Below are 24,248 nucleotides of genomic sequence, written 5' to 3' on the forward strand. Positions count from 1 at the left end.
GGGCAGAACTGTGGGGAGGACGACGCACCGGGGAGCCACGGCCGGAGCCGCACGGGCCGTGGCTCCCCTGTCCGCCGTCGTCCCCCACGAGCCGCGGGAGGCTGACAGGTGTCCAGCGCAGCCGAGCAGGAGGCGGTGGCCGCAGAGCGGGCCACCGGGGACGGGCGCCCGGCCGTCGTCGTGAACGGCGCGCGGCCGGCGCCGCCCGTGCCCACGGTGCCCGTCCGGCCGGGCCGGCCGACGCCGCTGGGCGCCCGGTTCCGCACCGGCCCGGACGGGGTGGCGGGGACCAACTTCGCGCTCTGGGCGGGCGGCGCGGAGGGCGTGGAGCTGTGTCTGTTCGACGAGCGGGGCCGGGAGAGCCGGGCCCGGCTGACCGAGCTGACGCACGGCATCTGGCACGGCTTCGTGCCGGGTGTGCTGCCCGGCCGGCGCTACGGCTACCGGGTGCACGGCCGCTGGGACCCGTGGACCGGCGCCCGCTGGAACCCGGCGAAGCTGCTGCTCGACCCGTACGCCCGCGCGGTGGACGACCCCGCGGGCAACGACTTCGGGGGGCTGCCGCCCGAGGTGTACGGGCATGTGCGCGACTGGCCGGAGCAGCATGTCGCGGACACCGTGCGCGACGACCGGGACTCGGCGCCGTTCGTGCCGAAGGGGGTCGTCGTCCATGACGACGACGACTGGGCGGACGACCGCCGCCCGAAGACCCCGTGGGCCGACTCGGTGATCTACGAGCTGCACGTGCGCGGCTTCACCATGCGGCACCCGGGCGTCCCGGAGGAACTGCGCGGCAGCTATGCCGGGCTGGCGCACCCGGCGGCGATCGAGCACCTGGTGAGGCTGGGGGTCACGGCGGTCGAGCTGCTGCCGGTGCACCAGTTCGCGCACGAGGACCACCTGCTGCGCCGGGGCCTGCGCAACCACTGGGGTTACAACTCGATCGGCTACTTCGCCCCGCACGCGGCCTACGCGGCCTCCGGGACGGCCGGGCAGCAGGTCGGCGAGTTCAAGCGGATGGTGCGCGCCCTGCACGCGGCCGGCATCGAGGTGATCCTCGACGTCGTCTACAACCACACCGCCGAGGCCGGCGAGCTGGGTCCCACGCTGTCGCTGAAGGGCGTCGACAACCGCGGCTACTACCGGCTCCAGCCGGACGCCCGCCGCTACGCCGACTACACCGGCTGCGGCAACACCCTGCACGTGGTGCAGCCGCACGTGCTGCGGCTGATCACGGACTCGCTGCGCTACTGGGTGACGGAGATGGGCGTCGACGGCTTCCGCTTCGACCTGGCGGCGGCGCTGGCCCGTTCCATGCACGACGTCGACATGCTGTCCCCCTTTCTCGCGGTGATCGCGCAGGACCCGGTGCTGCGCCGGGTGAAGCTGATCGCGGAACCCTGGGACGTCGGGTCCGGCGGATACCAGGTGGGCGCCTTCCCGCCCCTGTGGACGGAGTGGAACGACCGCTACCGGGACGCCGTGCGGGACTTCTGGCGGCACGCGCTGCCGGACGTGCGGGAGATGGGCTACCGGCTGTCCGGGTCCAGCGACCTGTACGCCTGGGGTGGGCGGCGGCCGTACGCCTCGGTCAACTTCGTCACCGCGCACGACGGTTTCACCCTCCGCGACCTGGTGTCGTACGACCGCAAGCACAACGAGGCCAACGGCGAGGGGAACCGCGACGGCACGGACGACAACCGGTCCTGGAACTGCGGCGCGGAGGGCGAGACGGACGACGGGGACGTCCGCGCGCTGCGACGGCGGCAGCTACGGAACCTGCTGACCACGCTGCTGCTGTCGACCGGTGTGCCCATGCTGGTGGCCGGCGACGAGATGGGCCGCACCCAGCGCGGCAACAACAACGCCTACTGCCAGGACAACGAGACCGGCTGGGTGGACTGGAGCCTGCGGGACGACCCGGAGTGGCGGCCGCTGCTGGAGCTGACCTCGCGGCTGATCGCGCTGCGCCACCGGCACCCGGTGCTGCGCCGCCGCTCGTTCTTCTCCGGCCGGGCGCACTCCGCGGACGGGCTGCGCGACCTCGCCTGGTTCACCCCGCACGGCCGGGAGATGACCGAGGGCGACTGGTACGCCCCGGCCGCGAGCCTCGGCATGTACCTCTCCGGGCGCGACATCCCGGGGCGCGACGAGGAGGGGGCGCCGGTCGTCGACGACAGTTTCCTGGCCGTCCTGCACGCGGGCGCGGACCCGGTCGACTTCGTGCTGCCGGGCGCGCCCTGGGCGGAGCGGTACGAGGTGGTCGTCGACACCGCGCGGGAGGAGCAGGACGGCGCTCCCGCCGTGGTGCACCGCGCGGGGGCGCCGGTCACCGTGCCGGGGCGGTCGGTGCTGCTGCTGCGGGTGCTGCCCTGACGGCCGGCGTCCGGCGGCGAGCCGTCAGCCGAGGATGCCCCGGTCGTACGCCACCGCCACGGCGGCCGCCCGGTCCTTGGCGCCGAGCTTGCCGAAGATGTGGGTGAGGTGCGTCTTGACCGTGGCCTCGCTGATGAACAGCTCGCGGGCGATCTCCCGGTTGGAGGTGCCCTTGGCGACCAGCGCCAGCACCTCCCTCTCGCGCGCCGAGAGCGGTTCGCCGCCGGGGGTGCGGGGCGCGCGGACGGCGGACACCAGACGGGAGGCGACGGCCGGGGACAGCACGGAACGGCCCTCGGCGGCGGCCCGGACGGCGGCGAACAGTTCCTCGCGCGGCGCGTCCTTGAGCAGATAGCCGGTGGCACCGGCCTCGATCGCGGGGAGGGTGTCGGAGTCGGTGTCGTACGTGGTCAGCACGAGGACCCGGGCGCGGGCGCCGCTGCGGGTCAGCTCCCGGATGGCCTCCACGCCGCCCGTGCCGGGCATCCGCAGGTCCATGAGGATCACGTCGGGGTCCAGCGCCTCCGCCCGCTCCAGCGCCGCCGCGCCGTCGGCCGCCTCGCCGAGGACGCGGAACCCGGGCGCGGACTCGAACATGCCGCGCAGGCCGTCCCGTACGACCGGGTGGTCGTCGACGACCAGCAGGGAGATCACGGCCTCTTCGGACACGGCTTCTGCGGACACACCCTTCGCGGACACGGCCTCTTCGGACACGGCGTCATGGGTCATGGCGGACCAACGGTACGCGAGCCGAGACCGCCGTGCCGCCGCCGGGCTCGGACTCCACGGTGAGGGACCCGGCGACGCGTTCGGCGCGGGCCCGCATGCCGTCGAGGCCGAAGCCGCCGGCGGAGGTGCGGGCGGGGAGGGCGAGCGGGTCGAACCCGCGCCCGTCGTCGCGGACATCGAGGATGATCTCGTCCCCCATGTAGGAGAGGGTGACGCCGGCCCGGCCGGCCCGCGCGTGCCGTGCCGTGTTGGACAGGGCCTCCTGGGCGATGCGCAGCAGGGTGGCCGCCATCTCGTCGTGCAGCGGCTCGGCGGTCCCGGTGACCGTGAACTCCGCGCGCACGTCGGTGCGTTCGCCCCATTCGGTGACGGTCCGCTTCAGCGCCTCGGGCAGTCCGCCGTCGGCCAGCGCGACCGGGGACAGGTTGTGCACGGAGCGGCGGGCCTCACCGAGGCTCTCGCGGGCCAGGGCTAGGGCCCGGTCCAGGTGAACGCGGGCCGCGGCCGGGTCGGGGGTGTTCGCCGTGACCTGGAGCTGCGCGATGATGCCGGTGAGCCCCTGGGCCAGGGTGTCGTGGATCTCTGCGGCCAGCCTCCGGCGCTCGTCGGCGACCCCGGCCTCCCTCGCCTGGACGAGGAGCTGGGAGTGCAGGGCGGCGTTCTCGTCAAGGGCCTGCTGCAACGCGGTGTTGGTGCGCTCCAGTTCGGAGATGGTCTCCAGGCGGGCCCGGCCGCGGTCCTCCTCCAGGTCGGCGAAGTGCCCGAAGAGCAGGACCAGGAGGCCGTTGGCGGCCAGCAGGGCCCCGAAGAGCGTCCAGCCGAGCCCGTCGTGCGGGGGCAGTCCGCCCGACTGGGAACCGGCCAGGGTCACGGCGGTGGCGCACAGGCCCGCCTTGCGCAGCGAACGCGGCAGCAGGCGCTCGGTGCTGAAGTAGCCGATGACGGCGTAGAAGGCGAACAGCGGGTTGAGCCAGGTGAGGGCGAAGCCGATGCCCCAGCGCAGGGTGTACTGCCGGATGCCCGCCGCGGACGGTCCGGGCGGCCGGGTGCGTGACCGCACGCCCCACCACAGCTCCACGGCCACGGCCCCGGCGACGAGCGCTCCGGCGGCCCGCCGTTCGCCGGGGCTCATGCCGAGGGCGTCGGCGGTCGCCCAGGCCAGCACGGCGCCCAGCACCAGCAGTCCGTAGGGGCCCCAGCGGTCGAACACCGCCCAGCGGTCCTCGAGTCGGGCCGATTCCGTCATGGTGTCATTGTCGGCCACGTCCGTCCGTCCTTCCGGGGTCGTCGTACCGGCCGTCGTTCCGGCTGTCGGTGCGGCCGTCACTCCCAGCGGAACCAGCGCACCGCCGCCGCGGTGAGCAGCACCGCCCAGCCCGCCGTCACGGCGAGGTGGCCCGTGCCCGGCCAGTCGCCCGCCGCGGCCGCGTCGAGGGCCTGCGCGGCGGCGCCGAACGGGGTCCAGCCGACGATGTCGGCCATCAGGTCCGGCATGGCCTCGACCGGCAGCCACACGCCGGCGGTGAACATGGTCGGGAACAGCGTGGTGGAGCCGATGGCGGTGGCGATCTTCGCGGTGCGGGACAGGGCGCTCACCAGCGCGCCGAGGGCCAGCGAGGCGAGCAGGGCGAGCAGCAGGGCGAGCAGGTGGCCGAGCGGCTGCCGGGGCAGGGCCACGTCGAAGGCGATCCGGCCGACGGCGAGGCTGAGCACGGCGGAGACCAGCGAGGCGGCGCCGAGCACCAGCATCTGCGCGGTGAGCAGCGCGGAGGGGCGGACCGGTGTGGTCGACATCCGGCGCAGGATGCCGGTCTCCCGGTAGCCGGTGAGGGTGGGCGGCATGCCCTGGAGCCCGCCGATGATCAGCCCGAGGAGGACGGCGACCGGGACGTAGGCGTCGACCGGGCGCAGCCCGCCGAGGGCGGGGTCGGCCTCCCGGAAGGACGGGATGGAGCCCAGGATCGCCAGCAGCAGGGTCGGGAAGAGCATGATCCAGAAGATGCCGCCGGGTTCCCGCCGGAAGAGCTTCAACTCGGTCTTGAGGACTGCGGTGTTGACGAGGGCGGTACTCATGCCGTGGTCTCCGTGAGGTCCAGGAAGGCGTCGTCCAGGGTGGCGTCGGTGACGCGCAGCTGGTGGGCGGTGACGCGGGAGCGGGCGAGGAGGGTGAGGACGGCGTTGACCGTGTCGTCGGTGCCGGACAGGGTGATCCGGCCGTCCCTGCGGGCGACGGAGGCGAGCCCGGGCAGCGCGCCGAGGTCGGTGTCGTCCAGCGGGGCGGACGGGGTGAAGCTGATGACGGTGGCGCCCGCCGAGCGCCGGATGAGCCCCGCCGGGGTGTCCAGGGCGGCGACCCTCCCCTTGTCGATGACCGCGATGCGGTCGCACAGGCGCTGGGCCTCCTCCATGAAGTGGGTGACGAGGAGCACGGTGACGCCGCCCGCGCGGACGTCCTCGATGAGCTCCCAGGTGTCGCGCCTGGCGCGCGGGTCGAGACCGGTGGTCAGCTCGTCCAGCACCACGATGCGCGGGTTGCCGATCAGGGCGAGCGCGATGAACAGCCGCTGCTTCTGGCCGCCGGACAGCTTCCCGAACCGGGCGTCCAGCTTCACGGTGAGGCCGAGCCGTTCGGCGAGCGGGCGCCAGTCGGCGGGCCGGGGGTGGAAGGAGGCGTACAGCTCCAGGGCCTCGCGGACGGTCAGTTTGGGCTGCAGCTCGCTCTGCTGGAGCTGGGCGCCGAGGATGCGGGTGACCCGGTCGTGGTCGGCGACGGGGTCCAGGCCGGTGACCCGGACCCGGCCGGCGTCGGGGACACGCAGCCCCTCGACGCATTCCACGGTGGTGGTCTTGCCGGCGCCGTTGGGGCCGAGGATCCCGAAGATCTCGCCCTCCTCGACGGTGAAGGAGACACCGTCGACGGCGGGCCGGCCGCCGTAGGCCTTGCGCAGGTCGGTGACGTCGATGACGGACATGACGGTCAGTGTTCCGGCGGGCGGGACGCGCCGGCATCGGCCGTCCCGCTCGACCGCGCATCGTCCGATCGGCTGATGGAGTGGTACGACCCCCCGGTCCGCGCGGGCGTCCGGCCGCCGTTTCCCCCGTGTACGGGCTTCCGGCCCCGCCGGTCGTAGGACCCATGACCGAGGCCGACCGGGCCGAAACTCGGTGGGCAGCGTCAGTGGCGAACCGTACTCTCACTGCTGATGTCCACTACACCTTCTCCCCGGGAACCCCGCTCCACCGTGCGGACGCTGCTGCGGCTGTGGCCGTACGTGCGGCCGGTGCGGACGCGCCTGTTCACCGCCGCGTTCATCGCCGTCCTGGCGTCCTGCATCGGGCTGGTCATCCCGCTCGTGCTCAAGTGGATGGTCGACGGTCCGATCGCCGACCGCGACCCGGCGGGGGTGTGGCTCGGCGCCCTGTACCTGCTGCTGCTCGGGCTCGCGGAGGCGCTGCTGTTCGGGTTCCGGCGCTGGCTGGTCGCCCGGCCGCTGTCGCACGTCGAGGCGGAGATGCGGGCGGACCTGTACCGGCATCTGCAGCGGCTGCCGATCGCCTTCCACGATCGCTGGCCCTCGGGGCAGTTGCTGTCCCGGGCCACCACGGACCTGATGCTGCTGCGCATGTTCCTCGCCTTCCCGCTGACCTTCCTGCTGGTCAACGGGGTGACGATCCTGGTCGGCGTGATGATCATGCTGGTCCAGGACTGGACGCTGGGGCTGGTCGTCCTGGTGCCCGCCGTGCCCCTGCTGATCACCTGCGTGGTGTTCGAGAAGCGGTACTCGCGTGCGGCGCGGCTCGCCCAGGACCAGGTGGGAGACCTGACGACCGTCGTCGAGGAGAGCGTCCTCGGCATCCGCATCATCAAGGGCTTCGGCCGGCACCGCACCCAGGCGCGCGCGTTCCGCGAGCTTTCCGGACAGCTGCGCGGCACGGAGCTGCACAAGGCCCGGCTGCTGGCGACGATCCTCGGCGTGATCGTGACGCTGCCCGAACTGGCCGTCGGGGCGGCGCTGGTGCTGGGCGCCGTGCGAGTGGCGGACGGCGCCCTGTCGGCGGGCACGCTGGTGGCGTTCCTGTCCACGGCGCTGGCGCTGCGCTGGCCGGTGGACTCGATCGGCTTCCTGCTGGCGATGAGCCAGGAGGCGGCGACGGCCACCGAGCGGTACTTCGAGGTGATGGACGCCGAGCCGGAGTCGAAGGCCACGGCGTCCGCCGGGGGACGCGGCCGGCCCCGGGAGGGCGGGCTGCGGTTCGAGAACGTCACCTTCCGCTACCCCGACGCCCCCGAGGGGTCGCCCCCCGTGCTGGACCGCGTCGACCTGCACATCCGCCCCGGGGAGTCGCTCGCGCTGGTCGGGGCGACCGGCAGCGGCAAGACGACGCTCACGGCGCTCGTGCCACGGCTGCACGAGGTCACCGAGGGGCGCATCACCCTCGACGGGCAGGACATCACCGCGATGTCCCGGGAGGAACTGCGCTCCAAGGTCGCCGTGGCCTTCGAGGAGCCCACCCTGTTCTCCGCGAGCGTCGGCGAGAACGTCCTGATGGGCGGCGGCAGCGGCGAGGAGGACCTGACGCGCGCCCTGTCCGTCGCCCAGGCCGACTTCGCCCACGCCCTGCCCCAGGGCACCGGCACCCAGGTCGGCGAACAGGGCCTCAGCCTCTCCGGCGGGCAGCGGCAGCGCCTCGCGCTCGCCCGGGCCGTCGTCGGGCAGCCCGACTTCCTGGTGCTGGACGACCCGCTGTCCGCGCTGGACGTGCACACCGAGGCCGCGGTCGAGGCCGCGCTGCGCCGGGTGCTCGCCGACACCACGGGGCTGATCGTGGCGCACCGCCCGTCCACGGTCCTGCTCGCCGACCGCGTCGCGCTGCTCTCCGGCGGGCGGATCACCGCGGTCGGCACCCATCACGAACTGCTGCGCGGCAACCCCGAGTACGCCCACCTCATGTCCGGCGACCCGGCGGGGGAACAGGAGGACCTGCGATGACCGCGGCCACCACCGCACCCGTCCGGGACGAGGACGACGACCGGACACCTCAGGAGTCCGGCGACCCCTTCGACCGGGACGTGCTACCCACTCCCCCGGGCGCCACCGGCACGCTGCTGCGCTCCCTGCTCGCGCCGATGCGCGGCCGGGTCGCGGTGACCGCGCTGCTGCTGCTGCTCCAGCAAGCCGCCGTACAGGCCGGCCCGCTGCTGGTGGCGTACGCGATCGACCGGGCCGTGCCCGCGTTCCGCGCCTCCGACCACGGGCCGCTGATCGCGGTCGGGGCGGGCTATCTGCTGTGCGCGTCGGCGGCCGGCGGGCTGCAGTACCTGTTCGTCACCGCCTCCGCCCGGGTCAGCCAGGACGTGCTGCTGGACCTGCGCGGCCGGATCTTCCGCCACGCGCAGGCGCTGAGCGTGGACTTCCACGAGCGCTACACCTCGGGCCGGATCATCTCCCGCTCCACCACCGACGTCGAGTCGCTGCGGGAGCTGCTGGAGGAGGGCCTGCAGGAACTGGTCATGGTCATCCTGTCCGCCGTGTACATCTCGGTGCTGCTGCTGTGGCTGGACCTGGGGCTCGGCGCGGTGGCGGTGGCGTCGTTCGTGCCGCTGTACCTGCTGGTGCGGTCGTACCGGCGGCGGGCCGGGCAGGTGTACCGCAAGCGGTCGACGGCGATCGCCGCGGTGATCGTGAAGTTCGTCGAGACGATGAACGGCATCCGGCCGGTGCGCGCCTTCCGCCGCGAGGACGCCAACGACGCCGACTTCGCGGTGCTGAACCGGCGGCACGAGCGGACCAACGGCGACGCGCTGGTGGAGATGGCCCGCTACGTGGTCGGCTCCCGGACGACCGCCAACACCACCGTCGCGCTGATCGTGCTGTGGGGCGCCTACCGGGTCGCCGAGGACACGCTGGCGCTCGGTGTGCTGGCGGCGGCGGTGCTGTACCTGCGGCGGCTGTACGACCCGATCGACCGGCTGGGCATGTTCCTGAACTCCTACCAGTCGGCGGCGGCCTCGCTGGAGAAGATCGCCGGACTGCTGGCGCAGACCCCGTCCGTGCCCGAGCCGGCGGCGCCCCGTGAGCTGCCGGCGCGGCGCACCGGTCTGCCCGGCCGGGACGTGGTCTTCGACGACGTGCGGTTCGCGTACCGCACCGGCGGTGAGGTGCTGCCCCGCTTCGCCCTCACCCTGCCGGCCGGGCAGACCGTCGCGGTCGTCGGGTCCACCGGCGCCGGCAAGTCGACCCTGGCCAAGCTGCTCGCCCGGTTCTACGACCCCACCGACGGGCGGGTGCTGCTCGACGGGGTGGACCTGCGCGACCTGACAGGACGGGATCTGCGGCGCGAGGTGGTGATGGTGACCCAGGAGGCGTTCCTGTTCTCCGGCACGGTCGCCGAGAACATCTCGATCGGGCGTCCGGAGGCCACCCGGGAGGAGATCGAGCAGGCGGCCAAGGAGATCGGCGCGCACGACTTCGTCACGGCGCTGCCCGACGGCTACGACACCGACGTCCGGAAGCGGGGCGGCCGTATCTCGGCCGGTCAGCGCCAGCTGGTGGCGTTCGCGCGGGCGCTGCTCGCGGACCCGGCGGTGCTGATCCTGGACGAGGCGACCAGTTCGCTGGACGTCCCCGGGGAGAGGGCGGTGCAGCGGGCCATGGCCACGGTGCTGCGGGGCCGTACCGCGGTGGTGATCGCGCACCGGCTGTCCACCGTGGAGATCGCGGACCGGGTGCTGGTGATGGAGCGGGGCCGCGTCGTGGAGGACGGCAGCCCGGCCGGACTGATCGCCGGCACGGGCCGGTTCGCGGACCTGCACCGGGCATGGCGGGACAGCCTGGCCTGACGCCCCGCCCCGAGAGCCGCCGCGCCCGCTTCCGGGGCCGCGGCGGGAGACCGACCGAGAGGAGCACACCCATGACCGAGGCGACGTCGATGCTGCGCGCACGTCTCCACGCGGCCGGTCTGACGGACGTCGTGGCGGTCGAGCCGGCCGTCGGGGGCCTCGCCGCGACCGCGGGCCTCGCCCGCCGCGCGGACGGCACGCCGCTGTTCGTCAAGGCGTTCGGCGAGCCGCCGTCCGACGACGCCTTCGCCGCCGAGGCGGAGGGGCTGGCGGTGCTGCGCGAGGCGGGCGGCGTCGCCACGCCCGACGTCGTCCTGGCGGACCGGAACCTGCTCGTGCTGTCGGCGCTGCGTCCCCGGCCGGACACGGAGGCGTTCTGGGAGGAGTGCGCACACGCGTTCGCCCGGCTGCACACCACCACACGGCACGACCGGTTCGGCTGGCACCGGGACAACTGGCTGGGCCGGCGCCGGCAGGTCAACACCTGGACCGACGACGGGTTCGAGTTCTTCGCCCGGCACCGGCTGCTGCGCTGGCTCGGCGAACCGCGGGTCCGCCAGGCGCTCGACGCCGAGGACCGGGCGGCGCTGGAGCGGCTGTGCGACCGTCTGCCCGAGCTGCTGCCGGCCGCGCCCGCCTGCCTGACGCACGGCGACCTGTGGACGCAGAACGTGATGGCCGCCCCGGACGGCCGGCCCGCGCTGATCGACCCGGCCGTGTCGTACACCTGGGCCGAGGTCGACCTGGCCCACCTGTGGACGACCTCGCCGCCGCCCGAGGCACGGGTGTTCTTCGAACGGTACGCGGAGCTGACCGGGCTCGACGCCGGCTGGCGCGAGCGGATGCCGGTCCTGCAACTGCGTCAGCATCTCGCCGTCGTCGCGCAGTTCGAGCCGGACTGGGGCGCCGCCGATCTCGTGCGCGCCACGCTCGCCCCGTTCCGGAAGCGTCCGTGAGGACGACGGAGCGGCTGGACGACGCAACGGACTTCGGCCGGCAGGCCGCACGGGGGAGGAACCACACGTGATCGACGCGTACGAGGATCCGGGCACGCCCGACCGGCGGGGCGGGGCGCGGTACCTGTGGTGGCTGGTGCGGCAGCAGCCGGGGCGGTGCGCGGCGGGGGCGGTGTACGGCAGTGCCTGGATGGTGCTGCTGGCGGCGACGCCGTACCTGATGGCGCGGGCCGTGGACGACGGGCTGCAGACGGGCGACATGGGCGTGCTGGCGGGCTGGACGGGCGCCCTGGTCCTGGTGAGCGCCTTCAACGCCTGGCTGGGCCTCATGCGGCACCGCACGATGACCTTGGTCCGGATGGACGCCAACTTCCGCACGGTGAAGGTGGTCGTCGGGCACACGGTGAGGCTCGGCGCGGCGCTCGAGCGGCGGACGGCGGCCGGGGAGGTGGTGACCATCGGGGTGGGTGACGTGCAGGTGATCGCCCAGTCGCTCACCGCCGTCGGACCGGGCATCGGCGCGGTCGTGGCGTACGCGGTGGTCGCGGGGCTGCTGCTGACGGTGTCGCCGGCGCTGGCCCTGGTGGTGCTGCTGGGGGTTCCGGTGATCGGGCTGGTCGTGGGACCGCTGAGCGGGCGGCTCCAGGGCACCGAGACGGAGTACCGGGAGCGGCAGGGTGTGCTGACCGCGCGTATCGGGGACCTGGCGGGCGGGCTGCGGGTGCTGAGCGGGCTGGGCGGCAAGGGGCTGGTCGCGGACGCGTTCCGCCGCGACTCGGGGCGGCTGCGGGAGCAGGGGTACCGGGTCGGTGCCGTGACGAGCTGGATGCAGGCGCTCGCGGCGGGGCTGCCGACGCTGTTCCTCGCGGTGGTCACCTGGATGGCGGCGCGGATGGCGGCGCAGGGCGAGATCAGCATGGGCGAACTGGTGTCGGTGTACGGCTACGTGACCGTCCTGGTGTGGCCCGTGATGTTCCTGATCGAGTGCGGTTACCAGCTCAGCCGGGGCGTGGTGGCGGCCCGGCGGGTGACGGCGCTGCTGCGCCTGGAGCCGCCGGCCGACCGGGCCACCGCGGACCCGCCGTCCGAGCCGTCCGCGCTGGAGGACCCGGAGTCCGGGGTGCGGGTGCTGCCGGGGCGGCTGACCGCCCTGGTGTGCGCCCGGCCCGCCGACGCGCTCGCCGTGGTGGACCGGCTGGGCCGGTACACGCCGTCGGACGTCACCTGGGGCGGGGTCCGCCTGGACGAGATCGCGCTCGCGCGGGTGCGGGAGCGGATCCTGGTCGCCGACCCGGAGGCCGCGCTGTTCGCCGGCCCGCTGCGCGAGGTCGTCGCCGGCCGGGGCGGGGCGTCGGACGAGGAGGTGCTGGGCGCGCTGCACGCGGCGGCCGCCGACGACGTGGTGCGCGGACTGCCGGACGGGCTGGACTCGGTGGTGTCCGCGCAGGGCCGCAGCCTGTCCGGCGGGCAGCGGCAGCGGGTCCGGCTGGCCCGGGCCCTGCTCGCCGAACCGGAGGTGCTGCTGGCGGTGGAGCCGACCTCGGCGCTCGACGCGCACACCGAGGCCCTGCTCGCCGACCGGCTGCGTGCCGCGCGCGAGGGCCGTACGACGGTGCTGGCCACCAGCTCTCCGCTGGTGCTGGACCGGGCCGACCGGGTGCTCTTCCTGGTCGACGGCAAGGTGGTGGCGGGCGGCACCCACCGTGAACTGCTGGACGGCGAGGCGGGATACCGCGAACTGGTGGCCAGGGATGCCGAACGGGACACGGCGCAGGAGGTGGCGGGATGAGCGGGGAGCGGCTTCCCCTGGCCGGGCGGGCCGAGGTGCGCCGGGCGGCCGGGGAGCTGGTGCGGGCGGACCGGCGGGCCTTCGCGGGTGTGCTGGCGCTGAACGGCGCGGCGGCCCTGGCGGGGCTGGCCGGGCCGTGGCTGCTCGGGCGGATCGTCGACGAGGTGCGGGCGGGCGGCGGGACCGCGGTGGTGGACCGGCTGGCGCCGGTCATCCTGGCGTGCGCGGTGGCGCAGTTGCTGCTGGCGCGCTGGGCCCGCTACGTGGGGCACCGGTTCGGGGAGCGGACGCTGGCGCGGGTGCGGGAGCGGTTCGTGGACCGGGCGCTGGCGCTGCCTTCCGCCGTGGTGGAGCGGGCGGGCACCGGCGACCTGACCACGCGGGGCACGGCCGACGTGACCACCGTCGGCACCACGCTGCGGGACGCCGGGCCGTCCCTGCTGGTCAACCTGGTGCAGTCGCTGTTCGTCATGGGCGCGGTCCTCGCGGTGGACCCGCTGCTGGGCGCGCTGGGCCTGCTCTGCCTCGCCCCGATCGGGCCGGTGCTGCGCTGGTACCTGCGGCGGGCCCGCAGCGCCTATCTCGCCGAGGGGGCGGCGAACTCGGACGTGGCGGAGGTGGTCGCGTCGACGGCGTCGGGCGCCCGCACGGTGGAGGCGTTCCGGCTCCAGGAGCGCCGGGTGCGCGCGAGCCGCGAGGCGCTGGAGACCTCCCGCCGCACCCGGTTCCGCACGCTGTACCTGCGCTCGGTGTTCTTCCCCGTGGTCGAGGTGTCGTACGTGGTGCCGGTGGCCGGGGTGCTGCTGTGCGGGGGCTGGCTGCACGGGCAGGGCGCGGTGAGTCTCGGGGCCGTGGTGGCCACCTCGCTGTACCTGCTGCAGCTCGCCGGTCCGCTGGACGAGGTGCTGATGGTGCTGGAGCAACTGCAGAGCAGCGGCGCCTCCTTCGCGCGTGTGGAGGGGCTGGCGCTGGCGCCGCGCGCGGCGGAGCGGGGCGACAGTCCGGATCCGGACGGGGACCGCATCGACGTGACCGGGGTGCGCTACGCGTACGACGGGGGCGGCGAGGTGCTGTGCGGGGTCGATCTGACGGTGCGGCCGGGCGAACGGCTGGCGGTGGTGGGGCCGTCGGGCGCGGGCAAGACCACGCTGAGCCGGCTGCTGGCGGGCGTGGACGCGCCGACCGCCGGGAGCGTGACCGTGGGCGGGGTCCCGGTGGCGTCGCTGGACCCGGAGCGGCTGCGCCGGCAGGTGGTGCTGGTCACCCAGGAGCACCACGTCTTCCTGGGGTCGGTACGGGACAATCTGCGGATCGCCGAACCGGCCGCCGGGGACGAGGCGTTGTGGGCGGCGCTGACCGTGGTGGGCGCGAACGGCTGGGTACGGGAGCTGCCGCACGGCCTGGACACCGAGCTGGGCGAGGGGGGTCACGCCACGGACGGCCCGCAGGCCCAGCAACTGGCGCTGGCGCGTGTGGTGCTGGCCGATCCGCACACTCTGATCCTCGACGAGGCCACCGCGCTGCTCGACCCGACGACCGCCCGGCACGCCGAGCGCGCGCTGGGCGCCGTGCTCCGGGGCCGTACGGTCATCGCCGTCGCGCACCGGCTGCAGACCGCGCACGACGCGGATCGGGTGGCGGTGATGGAGGACGGCCGGCTCTCCGAACTCGGCACGCACGACGCCCTGGTGGCGGCGGACGGGGTGTACGCCGCGCTGTGGCGGTCCTGGCACGGGGACCGGCCGGCCACCACGCCGTAGCGCCGGCGGCACGGGTCCGTCCGGGGTGACGGTGGCGGACCCACGTCGCCCGAGTCACCGCCCGCCGGGGCCCCGGGCCGCCGCCCGCCCTCCCGTTCGTATACCGAACCCCGTCTCCCGGACACCGAACGGATTCCGGCCAACTTTCTGACGCGCTCCTGACAGAAACCGCGATCCCCTGCCACTCTTCCCACGGTCGCTTCACAGCAACCCCACAGCTTCGTCTGCCTGTTGTCCGGCGGCCACTGCTCAGAGCACTTCCGTTCTGCCCGGCCGGCTGACCCGCCGACCGGTCTCCCCAGGCCGCGCACCCCGCGGCCCCGCAGAAGGAGTCAGCGTTGAGAAGCAGGACGTCCCACAGACGCACCCCCCACGCCACACACCGCCGTGCCGCCGCCGTCGCCCTCGCCGGGGTGGCCGCGCTGATCGCCACGGCCGTGCAGTCCGGCACCGCCACCGCCGCCCCGGAGCAGACGCCCCGGGCCGCCGGCGCGGCCGCCCCGGGCGCGGAGTCGGTCAGGCTCACCCCCGCCCAGCGCGCCGAGCTGATCCGCGAGGCGAGCGCCGGCACCGCGCGGACCGCCCGTGACCTCGGTCTCGGCGCGAAGGAGAAGCTCGTCGTCCGCGACGTCCTCAAGGACCGCGACGGCACCGTGCACGTGCGCTACGAGCGCACCTACGACGGACTGCCCGTCCTCGGCGGCGACCTGGTCGTCCAGGGCGACCGCGCCGGCGAGGCCGACTCCGTCGTCAAGGCCGTCCGGGCCGCGGTGAAGCCCGCCACCACCACCGCGAAGGTGCCGGCCGCGAAGGCCGAGCAGCAGGCCCTGTCCGCCGCGAAGGCCGAGGGCGCGGACGTCGACCGGGCCCCGCGCAAGGTGGTCTGGGCCGCCGACGGCAAGCCGGTCGTGGCCTACGAGACGGTCGTCGGCGGTCTCCAGCACGACGGCACCCCGCAGGAACTGCACGTGGTCACGGACGCCACCACCGGCGAGAAGCTGTTCGAGTGGCAGGCCGTGCAGAACGGCACCGGCCACACCGTCTACAGCGGCACCGTCGACCTGACGACCACCCAGTCCGGGTCGACGTACAACCTCACCGACGGGGCGCGCGGCGGCCACAAGACGTACAACCTGAACCGGGGCAGCTCCGGCACCGGCACGCTGTTCTCCGGCCCGGACGACGTCTGGGGCAACGGCTCCCCGTCGAACGCGGAGTCGGCCGCCGCCGACGCCCACTACGGGGCGGCGCTGACCTGGGACTACTACAAGAACGTGCACGGCCGTTCCGGCATCCGCGGCGACGGCGTGGGCGCCTACTCCCGGGTCCACTACGGCAACAACTACGTCAACGCCTTCTGGCAGGACAGCTGCTTCTGCATGACCTACGGCGACGGCTCGGGCAACGTCAACCCGCTCACCGCCATCGACGTGGCCGGCCACGAGATGACGCACGGCCTGACGTCGGTCACCGCCCGCCTGGTCTACAGCGGCGAGTCCGGCGGCCTGAACGAGGCGACCAGCGACATCTTCGGCTCGGCGGTGGAGTTCAACGCGAACAACCCCGAGGACGTCGGTGACTACCTCATCGGCGAGGAGATCGACATCAACGGCGACGGCACGCCGCTGCGCTACATGGACAAGCCGAGCAAGGACGGCGCGTCCAAGGACAGCTGGTACTCCGGCATCGGGTCGGTCGACGTGCACTACTCCTCGGGCCCGGCGAACCACTTCTTCTACCTGCTCAGCGAGGGCAGCGGCACCAAGACCATCAACGGCGTGACCTACAACTCGCCCACGTCGGACGGCCTTCCGGTCACCGGCATCGGCCGCGCCAAGGCGGAGAAGATCTGGTTCCGCGCGCTGACCACCAAGTTCACCTCGACCACCAACTACGCGGGCGCCCGCACCGGCACCCTGGCGGCCACCGGTGAGCTGTACGGCACGGACAGCGCCGAGTACAAGGCGGTGCAGGACGCGTGGGCGGGCGTCAACGTGGGCGCGCGTTCCGGCGGCGGAGGCGGCGGCACGACCTTCGAGAACACCGCCGACGTGGCGATCCCGGACGCCGGCGCCGCGGTGACGTCCTCGATCACCGTCTCCGGCCGGACCGGCAACGCGCCCGGCAACCTCCAGGTCGCGGTGGACATCGTGCACACCTGGAGCGGTGACCTGGTCGTCGACCTGGTGGCCCCGGACGGCACGGCGTACCGGCTGCGCAACCGCACCGGCGGCTCGGCGGACAACATCAACGAGACGTACACGGTCAACGCCTCGTCCGAGACGGCCAACGGCACCTGGCGGCTGCGGGTGCAGGACACGGCCCGCTACGACACCGGCTACATCAACGGCTGGAGCCTGACCTTCCCGTAGACAGCGGTGGTCAGGGCACCGCTCCGGGTGGTTCACACCGCCCGGGGCGGCGCCGCTTTTTGCCGTTCCCATACATCCGCCGGGTTGCGCCTTTACCGAGGTCAGGCGGGTTCACACGCACGCACCATTCGTTCGGACATCACCTTTCGGCCAACATCACCCCACCCTCCTGACATGTACGCGTCGTAGATGCCAGTCTTCCCTCGCTCGGTGCACCACCCGGGCGGCCCCCCAGCCGTCCGCACCCCCACTCACCCCCTAGGAGCTTCGAGTGACTCCCCTCTACGCGCGTCGCCGCCGTACCGCCCTGGCCGCCGCCACCGCCGTCGTGGCCGGCGCCCTGCTCACCACCGGCCTGGCCACCGGTACCGCGACCGCCGACTCCGCCCCGGCCGGCAAGCCGGTCCTCGGCGGAGCCCCCGTGCTGCTGTCCGCCGCCGCCCGCACCTCCCTCGTCCAGGAGCAGCAGGCGACGGCCGCCGAGACCGCCGGGGCGATAGGCCTCGGTGCCAAGGAGAAGCTGGTCGTCAGGGACGTCGTGCGGGACGTGGACGGCACCGTCCACACCCGTTACGAGCGCACCTACGACGGACTGCCCGTGCTCGGCGGCGACCTCGTCGTGCACGAGCCGGCCGGCGGCACCAGAACCGTCACCAAGGCCGTGAAGGCCGCCGTCGAGGTCTCCTCCGTGACGCCGAAGGTCACCGCGGGCAAGGCGAGGACGCAGGCGCTCGCCGCCGCCGAGGCCGCCGGGTCGGAACGGGCCGAGGCCGGCTCGACGCCCCGCAAGGTGGTCTGGGCCGCCGAGGGCACGCCCGTCCTCGCCTACGAGACCGTCGTCGGCGGCCTCCAGGAGGACGGCACCCCGAACGAGCTGCACGTGATCACCGACGCCACCACCGGCGAGAAGCTCTACGAGTGGCAGGCCGTGCACACCGGCACCGGCAAGGGCCTCTACTCCGGCACCGTCACCCTGGGCACGTACAAGTCCGGCTCGACGTACCAGCTGTACGACACCTCGCGCGGCGGTCACAAGACCTACAACCTGGCGCGCGGCACCTCCGGCACCGGCACGCTGTTCACCGACGCGGACGACACCTGGGGCACCGGCACCGCCTCCAGCTCCTCCAGCGACCAGACCGCGGCCGTGGACGCCGCCTACGGGGCCCAGATCACCTGGGACTTCTACAAGAACACCTTCGGCCGCAACGGCATCAGGAACGACGGCAAGGCCGCCTACTCCCGCGTCCACTACGGCAGCAACTACGTCAACGCCTTCTGGCAGGACAGCTGCTTCTGCATGACCTACGGCGACGGATCGGGCAACACCCACCCGCTGACCTCGCTGGACGTCGCCGGCCACGAGATGAGCCACGGCGTCACCTCCAACACCGCGGGTCTGCGCTACAGCGGCGAGTCCGGCGGCCTGAACGAGGCGACCAGCGACATCTTCGGCACGGGCGCGGAGTTCTACGCGGCCAACTCCTCCGACGCCGGTGACTACCTCATCGGCGAGAAGATCAACATCAACGGCAACGGCACGCCGCTGCGGTACATGGACAAGCCGAGCAAGGACGGGGCGTCCAAGGACTACTGGTCCTCCAGCCTCGGCTCGGTCGACGTGCACTACTCCTCGGGCCCGGCGAACCACTTCTTCTACCTGCTCGCCGAGGGCAGCGGCAGCAGGACGATCAATGGCGTGAGCTACAACTCGCCCACCTACGACGGCTCCACGGTCACCGGCATCGGCCGCGCCAAGGCGCTGCAGATCTGGTACAAGGCGCTGACCACGTACTTCACCTCGACGACCAACTACAAGGCGGCCCGTACGGGCACGCTGAACGCGGCGTCGGCGCTGTACGGCTCCAGCAGCACCGAGTACAAGGCCGTCGCGGCGGCCTGGAAGGCGATCAACGTCAGCTGACGCCTCGCGGCGGGCACGCCGGGCGGCATCCTCGGCGCACCGCGCTCCGGGTGCCGCCCGGGCACGCGGGCCCACCGCCTAGGCTTGTGTCCCATGTCTTCGGCGGACTTCACCTACGACCACGTCGGCGCGAGCCGCGATCCCGACTTCTGCCCTCCCGGGTTCCACCACCTCAGGGAGCGCACCCGGCTCGGCGAGGGGGAGACGGTCTTCCGGCAGGCGGCGGAGGCGCTGCTCACCTGGGAGCTGCACCGGGAGATGGGGGTCGGCATCGACGCCTCCGCGGAGCGGGCGGCGCCGGACGTCGACGTCACCGTCACCCTCGCCGGAGTGGTGAAGGCGCCCTGCCGGGTGGTGTGGACGGTGGAGGAGCACCGCAGGGCGGGCTGGGCCTACGGCACACTGGCCGGGCACCCCGAGTGCGGCGAGGAGGCGTTCGTCGTGCACCGCACGGGGGACGGGACGGTGTGGCTGACGGTGTCTGCGTTCAGCAAGGCTGCGCGCTGGTACAGCCGCGCCGGTGGCCCGGCCACCCGCCGCCTCCAGCACGCGTACGCCCGCCACTGCGGCAAGACCCTCCGCCGCCTGGCGACCCACGGCGTCTCCGACGCCTGACCTCCCCCGGGGTGCCGGGGACTGTCGCACGCCGGGTGCGGCCCGGCGGGGGCCGGCCGCGCAGTTCCCCGCGCCCTGAGGGCGCGCTGCCCCACCCTCTGCGGACAGATACCGCCTGCGGGCAGTCGCGCCCCAGGGCGGCACGGGTGGGCGCAGGCGGCACCTCGCAGCGCCGAGTCGCACAGCGCCCCCTCGCGGCCACCGGGGCGCCGGGGACTGTCGCACGCCGGGTGCGGGCCGGCGGGGGCCGGTCGCGCAGTTCCCCGCGCCCCTGAAGGTGTGCTGCCCAACCCCCAGCCAGCGCAGCGTCACCGCATCAGTAAGCCCGCCGCCTCGGCGACGTCCTCCGGTGGCACCGCCACCAACCCCAGCTCCGCCCCGGACGCCAGCAGCCGATGGCTCGGCAGAATCCGCACGGTGTAGCCGAACGGCCCCGTCCGGTCCAGGGACAACGGCCCTTCGTACAGCCACCCGCCCCCCGGCGCGGGCGCCCCCACCGGCTTCAGCGCCACGGCGGTCGCATCCGTGATGCGGTCCTCCTCGTCCACCCGCCCGGACACCGCCTGCACCTCGACGTCCTCCGGCCGCAGGCTGCCGAGCCCCACCCGCACCCGCAGCGCGAGCGTGGTGCCCAGCTCCGCCGTGGCGGTGGCCGTCGCGACCGACGTCTCGACGTGGTCGACGGTCACGCCCTGCCAGGCACCCCGCACCGTCGCCTTCCACTCGGCGAGCTCCCGTGCCGCGTCCGGTCCCATCGCCCGGTGCGCGTGCGCGGCGGGCGTGTACAGCCGCTCGACGTACTCCCGCACCATGCGCCCCGCCAGCACCTTCGGCCCGAGCAAGCTGAGCGTCCGCCGCACCATCTCGATCCAGCGGTCGGGCAGCCCACTGCGCCCGCGCTCGTAGAAGATGCGGGTCACCCGCTGCTCCAGCAGGTCGTACAGCGCCGCGGCCTCTATGTCGTCGCGCCGGTCCGGGTCGGTTCCGGCGCCGTCCGCGGTGGGGATCGACCAGCCGAAGTCGGGCTGGAACCACTCGTCCCACCAGCCGTCCAGCACGGACAGGTTGAGCCCGCCGTTGAGCGCGGACTTCATCCCGCTGGTGCCGCACGCCTCCAGCGGCCGCAGCGGGTTGTTCAGCCAGATGTCGCAGCCGGGGTACAGCTTCTGCGCCATGGCCATGCCGTAGTCGGGCAGGAAGACGATCCGGTGGCGGACCCGCGGGTCGTCGGCGAAGCGGACGAGTTCCTGGATGAGCCGCTTGCCGCCGTCGTCCGCCGGGTGCGCCTTGCCCGCGACCACGATCTGCACCGGCCGGTCGGGGTGCAGCAGCAGGTCCATCAGCCGGTCCCGGTCGCGCAGCATCAGCGTCAGCCGCTTGTACGACGGGACGCGCCGGGCGAAGCCGATGGTGAGCACGTCCGGGTCGAGCACGCCGTCGATCCAGCCCAGCTCGGCCGTCCCGGCGCCGCGCTGCCGCCAGGAGGCGCGCAGCCGCTCCCGCACTTCGAGCACCAGCAGTTCGCGCAGCGACCGGCGCAGCTCCCAGATGTCCTGGTCGGCGATGTCGGCGACGGAGTCCCAGCGGTCGGAGTCGCCGACGCTCAGCGCCTCCTCCGCGCGCTGGGTGCCGATCTGCCGGGCGCCGAGGCGGTACACCTCGGGGGCGACCCAGGTCGGCGCGTGCACCCCGTTGGTCACGGAGGTGATGGGCACCTCCTCGGGGTCGAACCCAGGCCACAGGCCGGCGAACATCTCGCGGCTGACCTGGCCGTGCAGCAGGGAGACACCGTTGGCCCGCTGGGCGAGGCGCAGGCCCATCACGGCCATGTTGAACAGGTTGGGCTCACCGCCGGGGTAGGTCTCCATGCCCAGCCGCAGGATGCGGTCGACCTCCAGGTCGGGCAGTTCCGCGTGCGGGCCGAAGTGCCGGGCGACCAGTTCGCGGTCGAAGCGGTCGATGCCGGCCGGGACGGGGGTGTGCGTGGTGAACACGGTGCCGGCGCGGACCGCCTCGAGGGACGCGTCGAAGTCCAGCCCCTCGGCGCGCAGCTCCGCCATGCGTTCCAGGCCGAGGAACCCGGCGTGCCCCTCGTTGGTGTGGAACACCTCCGGTGCGGCGTGCCCGGTGAGCCGGCAGTACGTGCGCACCGCACGGACCCCTCCTATGCCGAGGAGCATCTCCTGGAGCAGCCGGTGCTCGCTGCCGCCGCCGTAGAGCCGGTCGGTCACCCCGCGCTCGATGAGGTCGTTCTCCTCGATGTCGGAGTCCAGCAGGAGCAGCGGGATCCTGCCCACCTGGGCGACCCAGATCCGGGCGCGCAGGGAGCGGTCGCCGGGCAGGGCGAGGGCGATCTGGGCGGGTGTGCCGTCGGCCTCCTTGAGCTGGTCCAGGGGCAGCTCGTGGGGGTCGAGGACGGGGTAGTGCTCCTGCTGCCAGCCGTCCCGGGACAGGGACTGGTGGAAGTAGCCGTGCCGGTAGAGCAGGCCGACCCCGATGAGCGGGGCACCGAGGTCGCTGGCGGCCTTGAGGTGGTCGCCGGCCAGGATGCCGAGACCGCCCGAGTACTGGGGCAGGGCCGCCGTGATGCCGAACTCGGGGGAGAAGTAGGCGACGGCCGCCGGCAGGCGTTCGCTCCGCTGCTGGTACCAGCGGTCGCCGGTCATGTAGGTGTGCAGGTCGTCCGCGACCGCGGCGAGGCGGTCGAGGAAGTCGCGGTCGCCGGCCAGCTCGGTGAGCCGCTCGGTCGACACGCTGCCGAGCAGGCGTACCGGGTCGCTGCCGGCCGCCGCCCAGCGTTCGGGGTCGACGGAACGGAAGAGGTCACGGGTTCCGGTGTGCCAGGACCAGCGCAGATTGCGGGCCAGATCGCTCAGCGGCCGGAGGGGTTCGGGGAGCACGGGTCGGACGGTGAATCGACGGATAGCCTTCACAAGCCACCTCGGCGCGTTCGTGAGAGACGCGGTGTGCGTCCGGGTATCGCTGCCGACAGTACCGGCGCGGAGACCGTCCGCGGGGGAAGCCGGGAGACACGGGTACCTCACCGGCCGTGTCCAAACGATTCACCGCACAGTGGACATGGCCGATTCCGCCCCCATGTGCGGCCTTGTCGTACTTCACCCGGCGCGACGCGCCGCCGCTCCGGGACGCCTGTCCTGCCGTGCGCCCCGGGCCGCCCGCCGGGCAGGGCAAAGAACCGGCCGTTTCCGCCCGCCGGCCGGCCCGCACCCCGGCCACCCGGGGACAGCGGGCCCTCTCGGATCCCTCCCGTCCCATCCTGCTCACCGGTCACGCACGGCCGTACGGGGACGGCGCGGGCGTGTCGCCGTGCCTCCGCCCGGCCGGGCCACCGAAACTCCGGGTGTGGACGCGGAAGACGCAGGTCACAGGTGTGACGGGCGGAGAGGTGAGGGCGCGCGGAGCCCGTCCGCCGCAGGACCCGCGTACGCGGGTGCGCCCGCGGCGCTCCAAGGCGCCCGCCGCCCCCGCCGGCCGGTGGGAACGAACCCATCGTGGGCGTGCTCCGGACCGGCCGAGCGCCGGGCGGCCCCGGCCGGTCTTGTGTGTCGACATACGCGTGAGTAGTTAACAAAGGGCCGGATTGCCCACCCGAACAGTGTGGGAAGGCTCCTGCGGGTACACCCCACTGTGACCCCGCAGGACCCACCTCCCCACAGTCCTCCGCCCACCCTCGTTGACGCGGACAGGAGCGGTCATGCCCGCCAAGCACCACTCGTCATCCCCCCCGACGCCCGCCGCCCCGGCACCCGCGCGCCCCGGCGCCGCGCCCCCGCCCGGCCGCACCACCGGAACGGGGCCGCCTCCGCCCGCCGGGACCTCGTCCGCCCCGACCCCGCCCGTCCCCACCGCGCCGGCCACGGCCTCGCCCGTACCGCCGGCGTCTGCGGCACCTCCCCGGACGTCCGTGGGGCGCATCCCGGTGCTGGACGTGCGACCGCTGGTGCGGCAGGGGCTCAGGCCCGCGAAGGCCGTGGTGGGCGAATCGTTCGAGGTGACGGCGACCGTGTTCCGCGAAGGGCACGACGCGGTGGCGGCCGATGTGGTGCTGAAGGATCCGGAGGGGCGCCCGGGTCCGTTCACGCCGATGCGGGAGCTGGCGCCCGGCACGGACCGGTGGGGGGCGACGGTCACCCCGACGGCGACGGGCCTGTGGACGTACGCGGTGGAGGCGTGGAGCGACCCGGTCGGCACCTGGCGGCACCACGCGCAGATCAAGATCCCGGCGGGCCTGGACACCGAGATCGTCCTCGAGGAGGGCGCCCGGCTGCACGAACGGGCGGCGGAGCAGGTGCCCGGTACCGAGGACCGGGAGGTGCTGCGCGCGGCCGTGGACGCCCTGCGCGACACGGACCGTCCGGCGGCGGCCCGCCTGGCGGCGGCGTTGACGCCGGAGGTGGCGGCGGTGCTGGCGAAGCACCCGTTGCGTGAGCTGGTCACCAGCAGCGACCCGCTCCCCCTGCTCGTCGAACGCGAACGCGCCCTGTACGGCTCCTGGTACGAGTTCTTCCCCCGCTCCGAGGGCACTCCCGAGCAGCCGCACGGCACCTTCGAGACGGCCGCCCGCCGGCTGCCCGCGATCGCCGGGATGGGCTTCGACGTCGTCTACCTCCCGCCGATCCACCCGATCGGCACGACCTTCCGCAAGGGCCCCAACAACAGCCTCGACGCCGGCCCCGACGACGTGGGTGTGCCGTGGGCGATCGGCTCCCCCGAGGGCGGTCACGACGCNGTNCACCCGAAGCTGGGCACGCTGGAGGACTTCACCCGGTTCGTGGCCCGCGCCCGCGACCTGGGCATGGAGGTCGCCCTCGACTTCGCCCTGCAGTGCTCCCCCGACCACCCCTGGGTGGACAAGCACCCGGAGT

At 73.8% G+C, this 24,248-nt stretch carries 15 protein-coding genes; 10 read left to right on the forward strand and 5 right to left on the reverse strand.

All coding sequences use genetic code 11. The annotated features are described in order from the left end of the window. The first annotated feature begins 108 nt into the window (after window positions 1-108). Complete coding sequence (gene glgX, locus B100_RS0130055; protein WP_024888085.1) at window positions 109-2,376, forward strand: glycogen debranching protein GlgX; 2,268 nt, start codon at window positions 109-111, stop codon at window positions 2,374-2,376. Window positions 2,377-2,400: 24 nt separating this feature from the next. On the opposite strand, the gene B100_RS0130060 is transcribed toward glgX, so the two are convergent. The 4 genes from B100_RS0130060 to B100_RS0130075 form a co-directional block, all read right to left on the reverse strand. After that, on the reverse strand, window positions 2,401-3,045 hold the full coding sequence (locus B100_RS0130060) for a response regulator transcription factor (RefSeq protein WP_024888086.1): 645 nt from the start codon (window positions 3,043-3,045) through the stop codon (window positions 2,401-2,403). 49 nt (window positions 3,046-3,094) lie between these two features. Then, complete coding sequence (locus B100_RS0130065) at window positions 3,095-4,351, reverse strand: sensor histidine kinase (RefSeq protein ID WP_024888087.1); 1,257 nt, start codon at window positions 4,349-4,351, stop codon at window positions 3,095-3,097. Between the two features lie 77 nt (window positions 4,352-4,428). Continuing rightward, on the reverse strand, window positions 4,429-5,178 hold the full coding sequence (locus B100_RS0130070) for an ABC transporter permease (RefSeq protein ID WP_024888088.1): 750 nt from the start codon (window positions 5,176-5,178) through the stop codon (window positions 4,429-4,431). Further along, window positions 5,175-6,077, reverse strand: coding sequence for an ABC transporter ATP-binding protein (locus tag B100_RS0130075; RefSeq protein ID WP_024888089.1), 903 nt, complete (start codon window positions 6,075-6,077; stop codon window positions 5,175-5,177). Before B100_RS0130075 ends, B100_RS0130070 begins: the two co-directional genes overlap by 4 nt. Before the next feature lie 231 nt (window positions 6,078-6,308). Here B100_RS0130075 and B100_RS0130080 point away from each other — a divergent pair, with 231 nt between their 5' ends. The 8 genes from B100_RS0130080 (at window position 6,309) to B100_RS0130115 (ending at window position 19,362) form a co-directional block, all read left to right on the forward strand. Continuing rightward, window positions 6,309-8,096 carry an ABC transporter ATP-binding protein gene (locus B100_RS0130080; protein ID WP_024888090.1) on the forward strand — a complete coding sequence of 596 codons (1,788 nt, stop codon included), beginning with the start codon at window positions 6,309-6,311 and terminating at the stop codon, window positions 8,094-8,096. Then, on the forward strand, window positions 8,093-9,946 hold the full coding sequence (locus B100_RS0130085) for an ABC transporter ATP-binding protein (RefSeq protein WP_024888091.1): 1,854 nt from the start codon (window positions 8,093-8,095) through the stop codon (window positions 9,944-9,946). Before B100_RS0130080 ends, B100_RS0130085 begins: the two co-directional genes overlap by 4 nt. Before the next feature lie 71 nt (window positions 9,947-10,017). Further along, the gene (locus B100_RS0130090) at window positions 10,018-10,902 is read left to right on the forward strand and encodes a fructosamine kinase family protein (RefSeq protein WP_024888092.1); all 885 of its coding nucleotides are present in this window, start codon (window positions 10,018-10,020) and stop codon (window positions 10,900-10,902) included. Between the two features lie 67 nt (window positions 10,903-10,969). Then, the gene (locus tag B100_RS0130095) at window positions 10,970-12,691 is read left to right on the forward strand and encodes an ABC transporter ATP-binding protein (protein ID WP_024888093.1); all 1,722 of its coding nucleotides are present in this window, start codon (window positions 10,970-10,972) and stop codon (window positions 12,689-12,691) included. After that, window positions 12,688-14,451 carry an ABC transporter ATP-binding protein gene (locus B100_RS0130100; RefSeq protein WP_024888094.1) on the forward strand — a complete coding sequence of 588 codons (1,764 nt, stop codon included), beginning with the start codon at window positions 12,688-12,690 and terminating at the stop codon, window positions 14,449-14,451. Before B100_RS0130095 ends, B100_RS0130100 begins: the two co-directional genes overlap by 4 nt. A 338-nt stretch (window positions 14,452-14,789) precedes the next feature. Beyond that, entirely contained in the window at window positions 14,790-16,823 is a 2,034-nt protein-coding gene (locus B100_RS0130105) for a M4 family metallopeptidase (protein WP_024888095.1), read from the forward strand. A gap of 271 nt (window positions 16,824-17,094) precedes the next feature. Continuing rightward, a complete protein-coding gene (locus B100_RS0130110) occupies window positions 17,095-18,747 on the forward strand; it encodes a M4 family metallopeptidase (protein WP_024888096.1) in 1,653 nt (550 codons plus the stop codon). Window positions 18,748-18,840: 93 nt separating this feature from the next. Next, complete coding sequence (locus tag B100_RS0130115) at window positions 18,841-19,362, forward strand: DUF1990 domain-containing protein (RefSeq protein ID WP_024888097.1); 522 nt, start codon at window positions 18,841-18,843, stop codon at window positions 19,360-19,362. Window positions 19,363-19,670: 308 nt separating this feature from the next. On the opposite strand, the gene glgP is transcribed toward B100_RS0130115, so the two are convergent. Further along, window positions 19,671-22,295 (reverse strand): alpha-glucan family phosphorylase, encoded by a 2,625-nt coding sequence (glgP, locus tag B100_RS0130120; protein ID WP_024888098.1) that lies wholly within the window; start codon window positions 22,293-22,295, stop codon window positions 19,671-19,673. A gap of 782 nt (window positions 22,296-23,077) precedes the next feature. Here glgP and B100_RS0130125 point away from each other — a divergent pair. Beyond that, window positions 23,078-24,248: maltotransferase domain-containing protein (locus B100_RS0130125; protein WP_024888099.1), on the forward strand; the 1,171-nt coding region annotated here is incomplete at its 3' end.

Source organism: Streptomyces sp. CNH189 (assembly GCF_000527195.1).

What these genes read in the sequence shown, in the direction of transcription:
- B100_RS0130115 (WP_024888097.1), top strand. Translation starts at nt 18,841, where the DNA reads ATGTCTTCGGCGGACTTCACCTACGACCACGTCGGCGCGAGCCGCGAT.
- B100_RS0130100 (WP_024888094.1), top strand. Translation starts at nt 12,688, where the DNA reads ATGAGCGGGGAGCGGCTTCCCCTGGCCGGGCGGGCCGAGGTGCGCCGG.
- B100_RS0130090 (WP_024888092.1), top strand. Translation starts at nt 10,018, where the DNA reads ATGACCGAGGCGACGTCGATGCTGCGCGCACGTCTCCACGCGGCCGGT.
- B100_RS0130075 (WP_024888089.1), bottom strand. Translation starts at nt 6,077, where the DNA reads ATGTCCGTCATCGACGTCACCGACCTGCGCAAGGCCTACGGCGGCCGG.
- B100_RS0130065 (WP_024888087.1), bottom strand. Translation starts at nt 4,351, where the DNA reads ATGACGGAATCGGCCCGACTCGAGGACCGCTGGGCGGTGTTCGACCGC.
- B100_RS0130085 (WP_024888091.1), top strand. Translation starts at nt 8,093, where the DNA reads ATGACCGCGGCCACCACCGCACCCGTCCGGGACGAGGACGACGACCGG.
- B100_RS0130080 (WP_024888090.1), top strand. Translation starts at nt 6,309, where the DNA reads ATGTCCACTACACCTTCTCCCCGGGAACCCCGCTCCACCGTGCGGACG.
- B100_RS0130070 (WP_024888088.1), bottom strand. Translation starts at nt 5,178, where the DNA reads ATGAGTACCGCCCTCGTCAACACCGCAGTCCTCAAGACCGAGTTGAAG.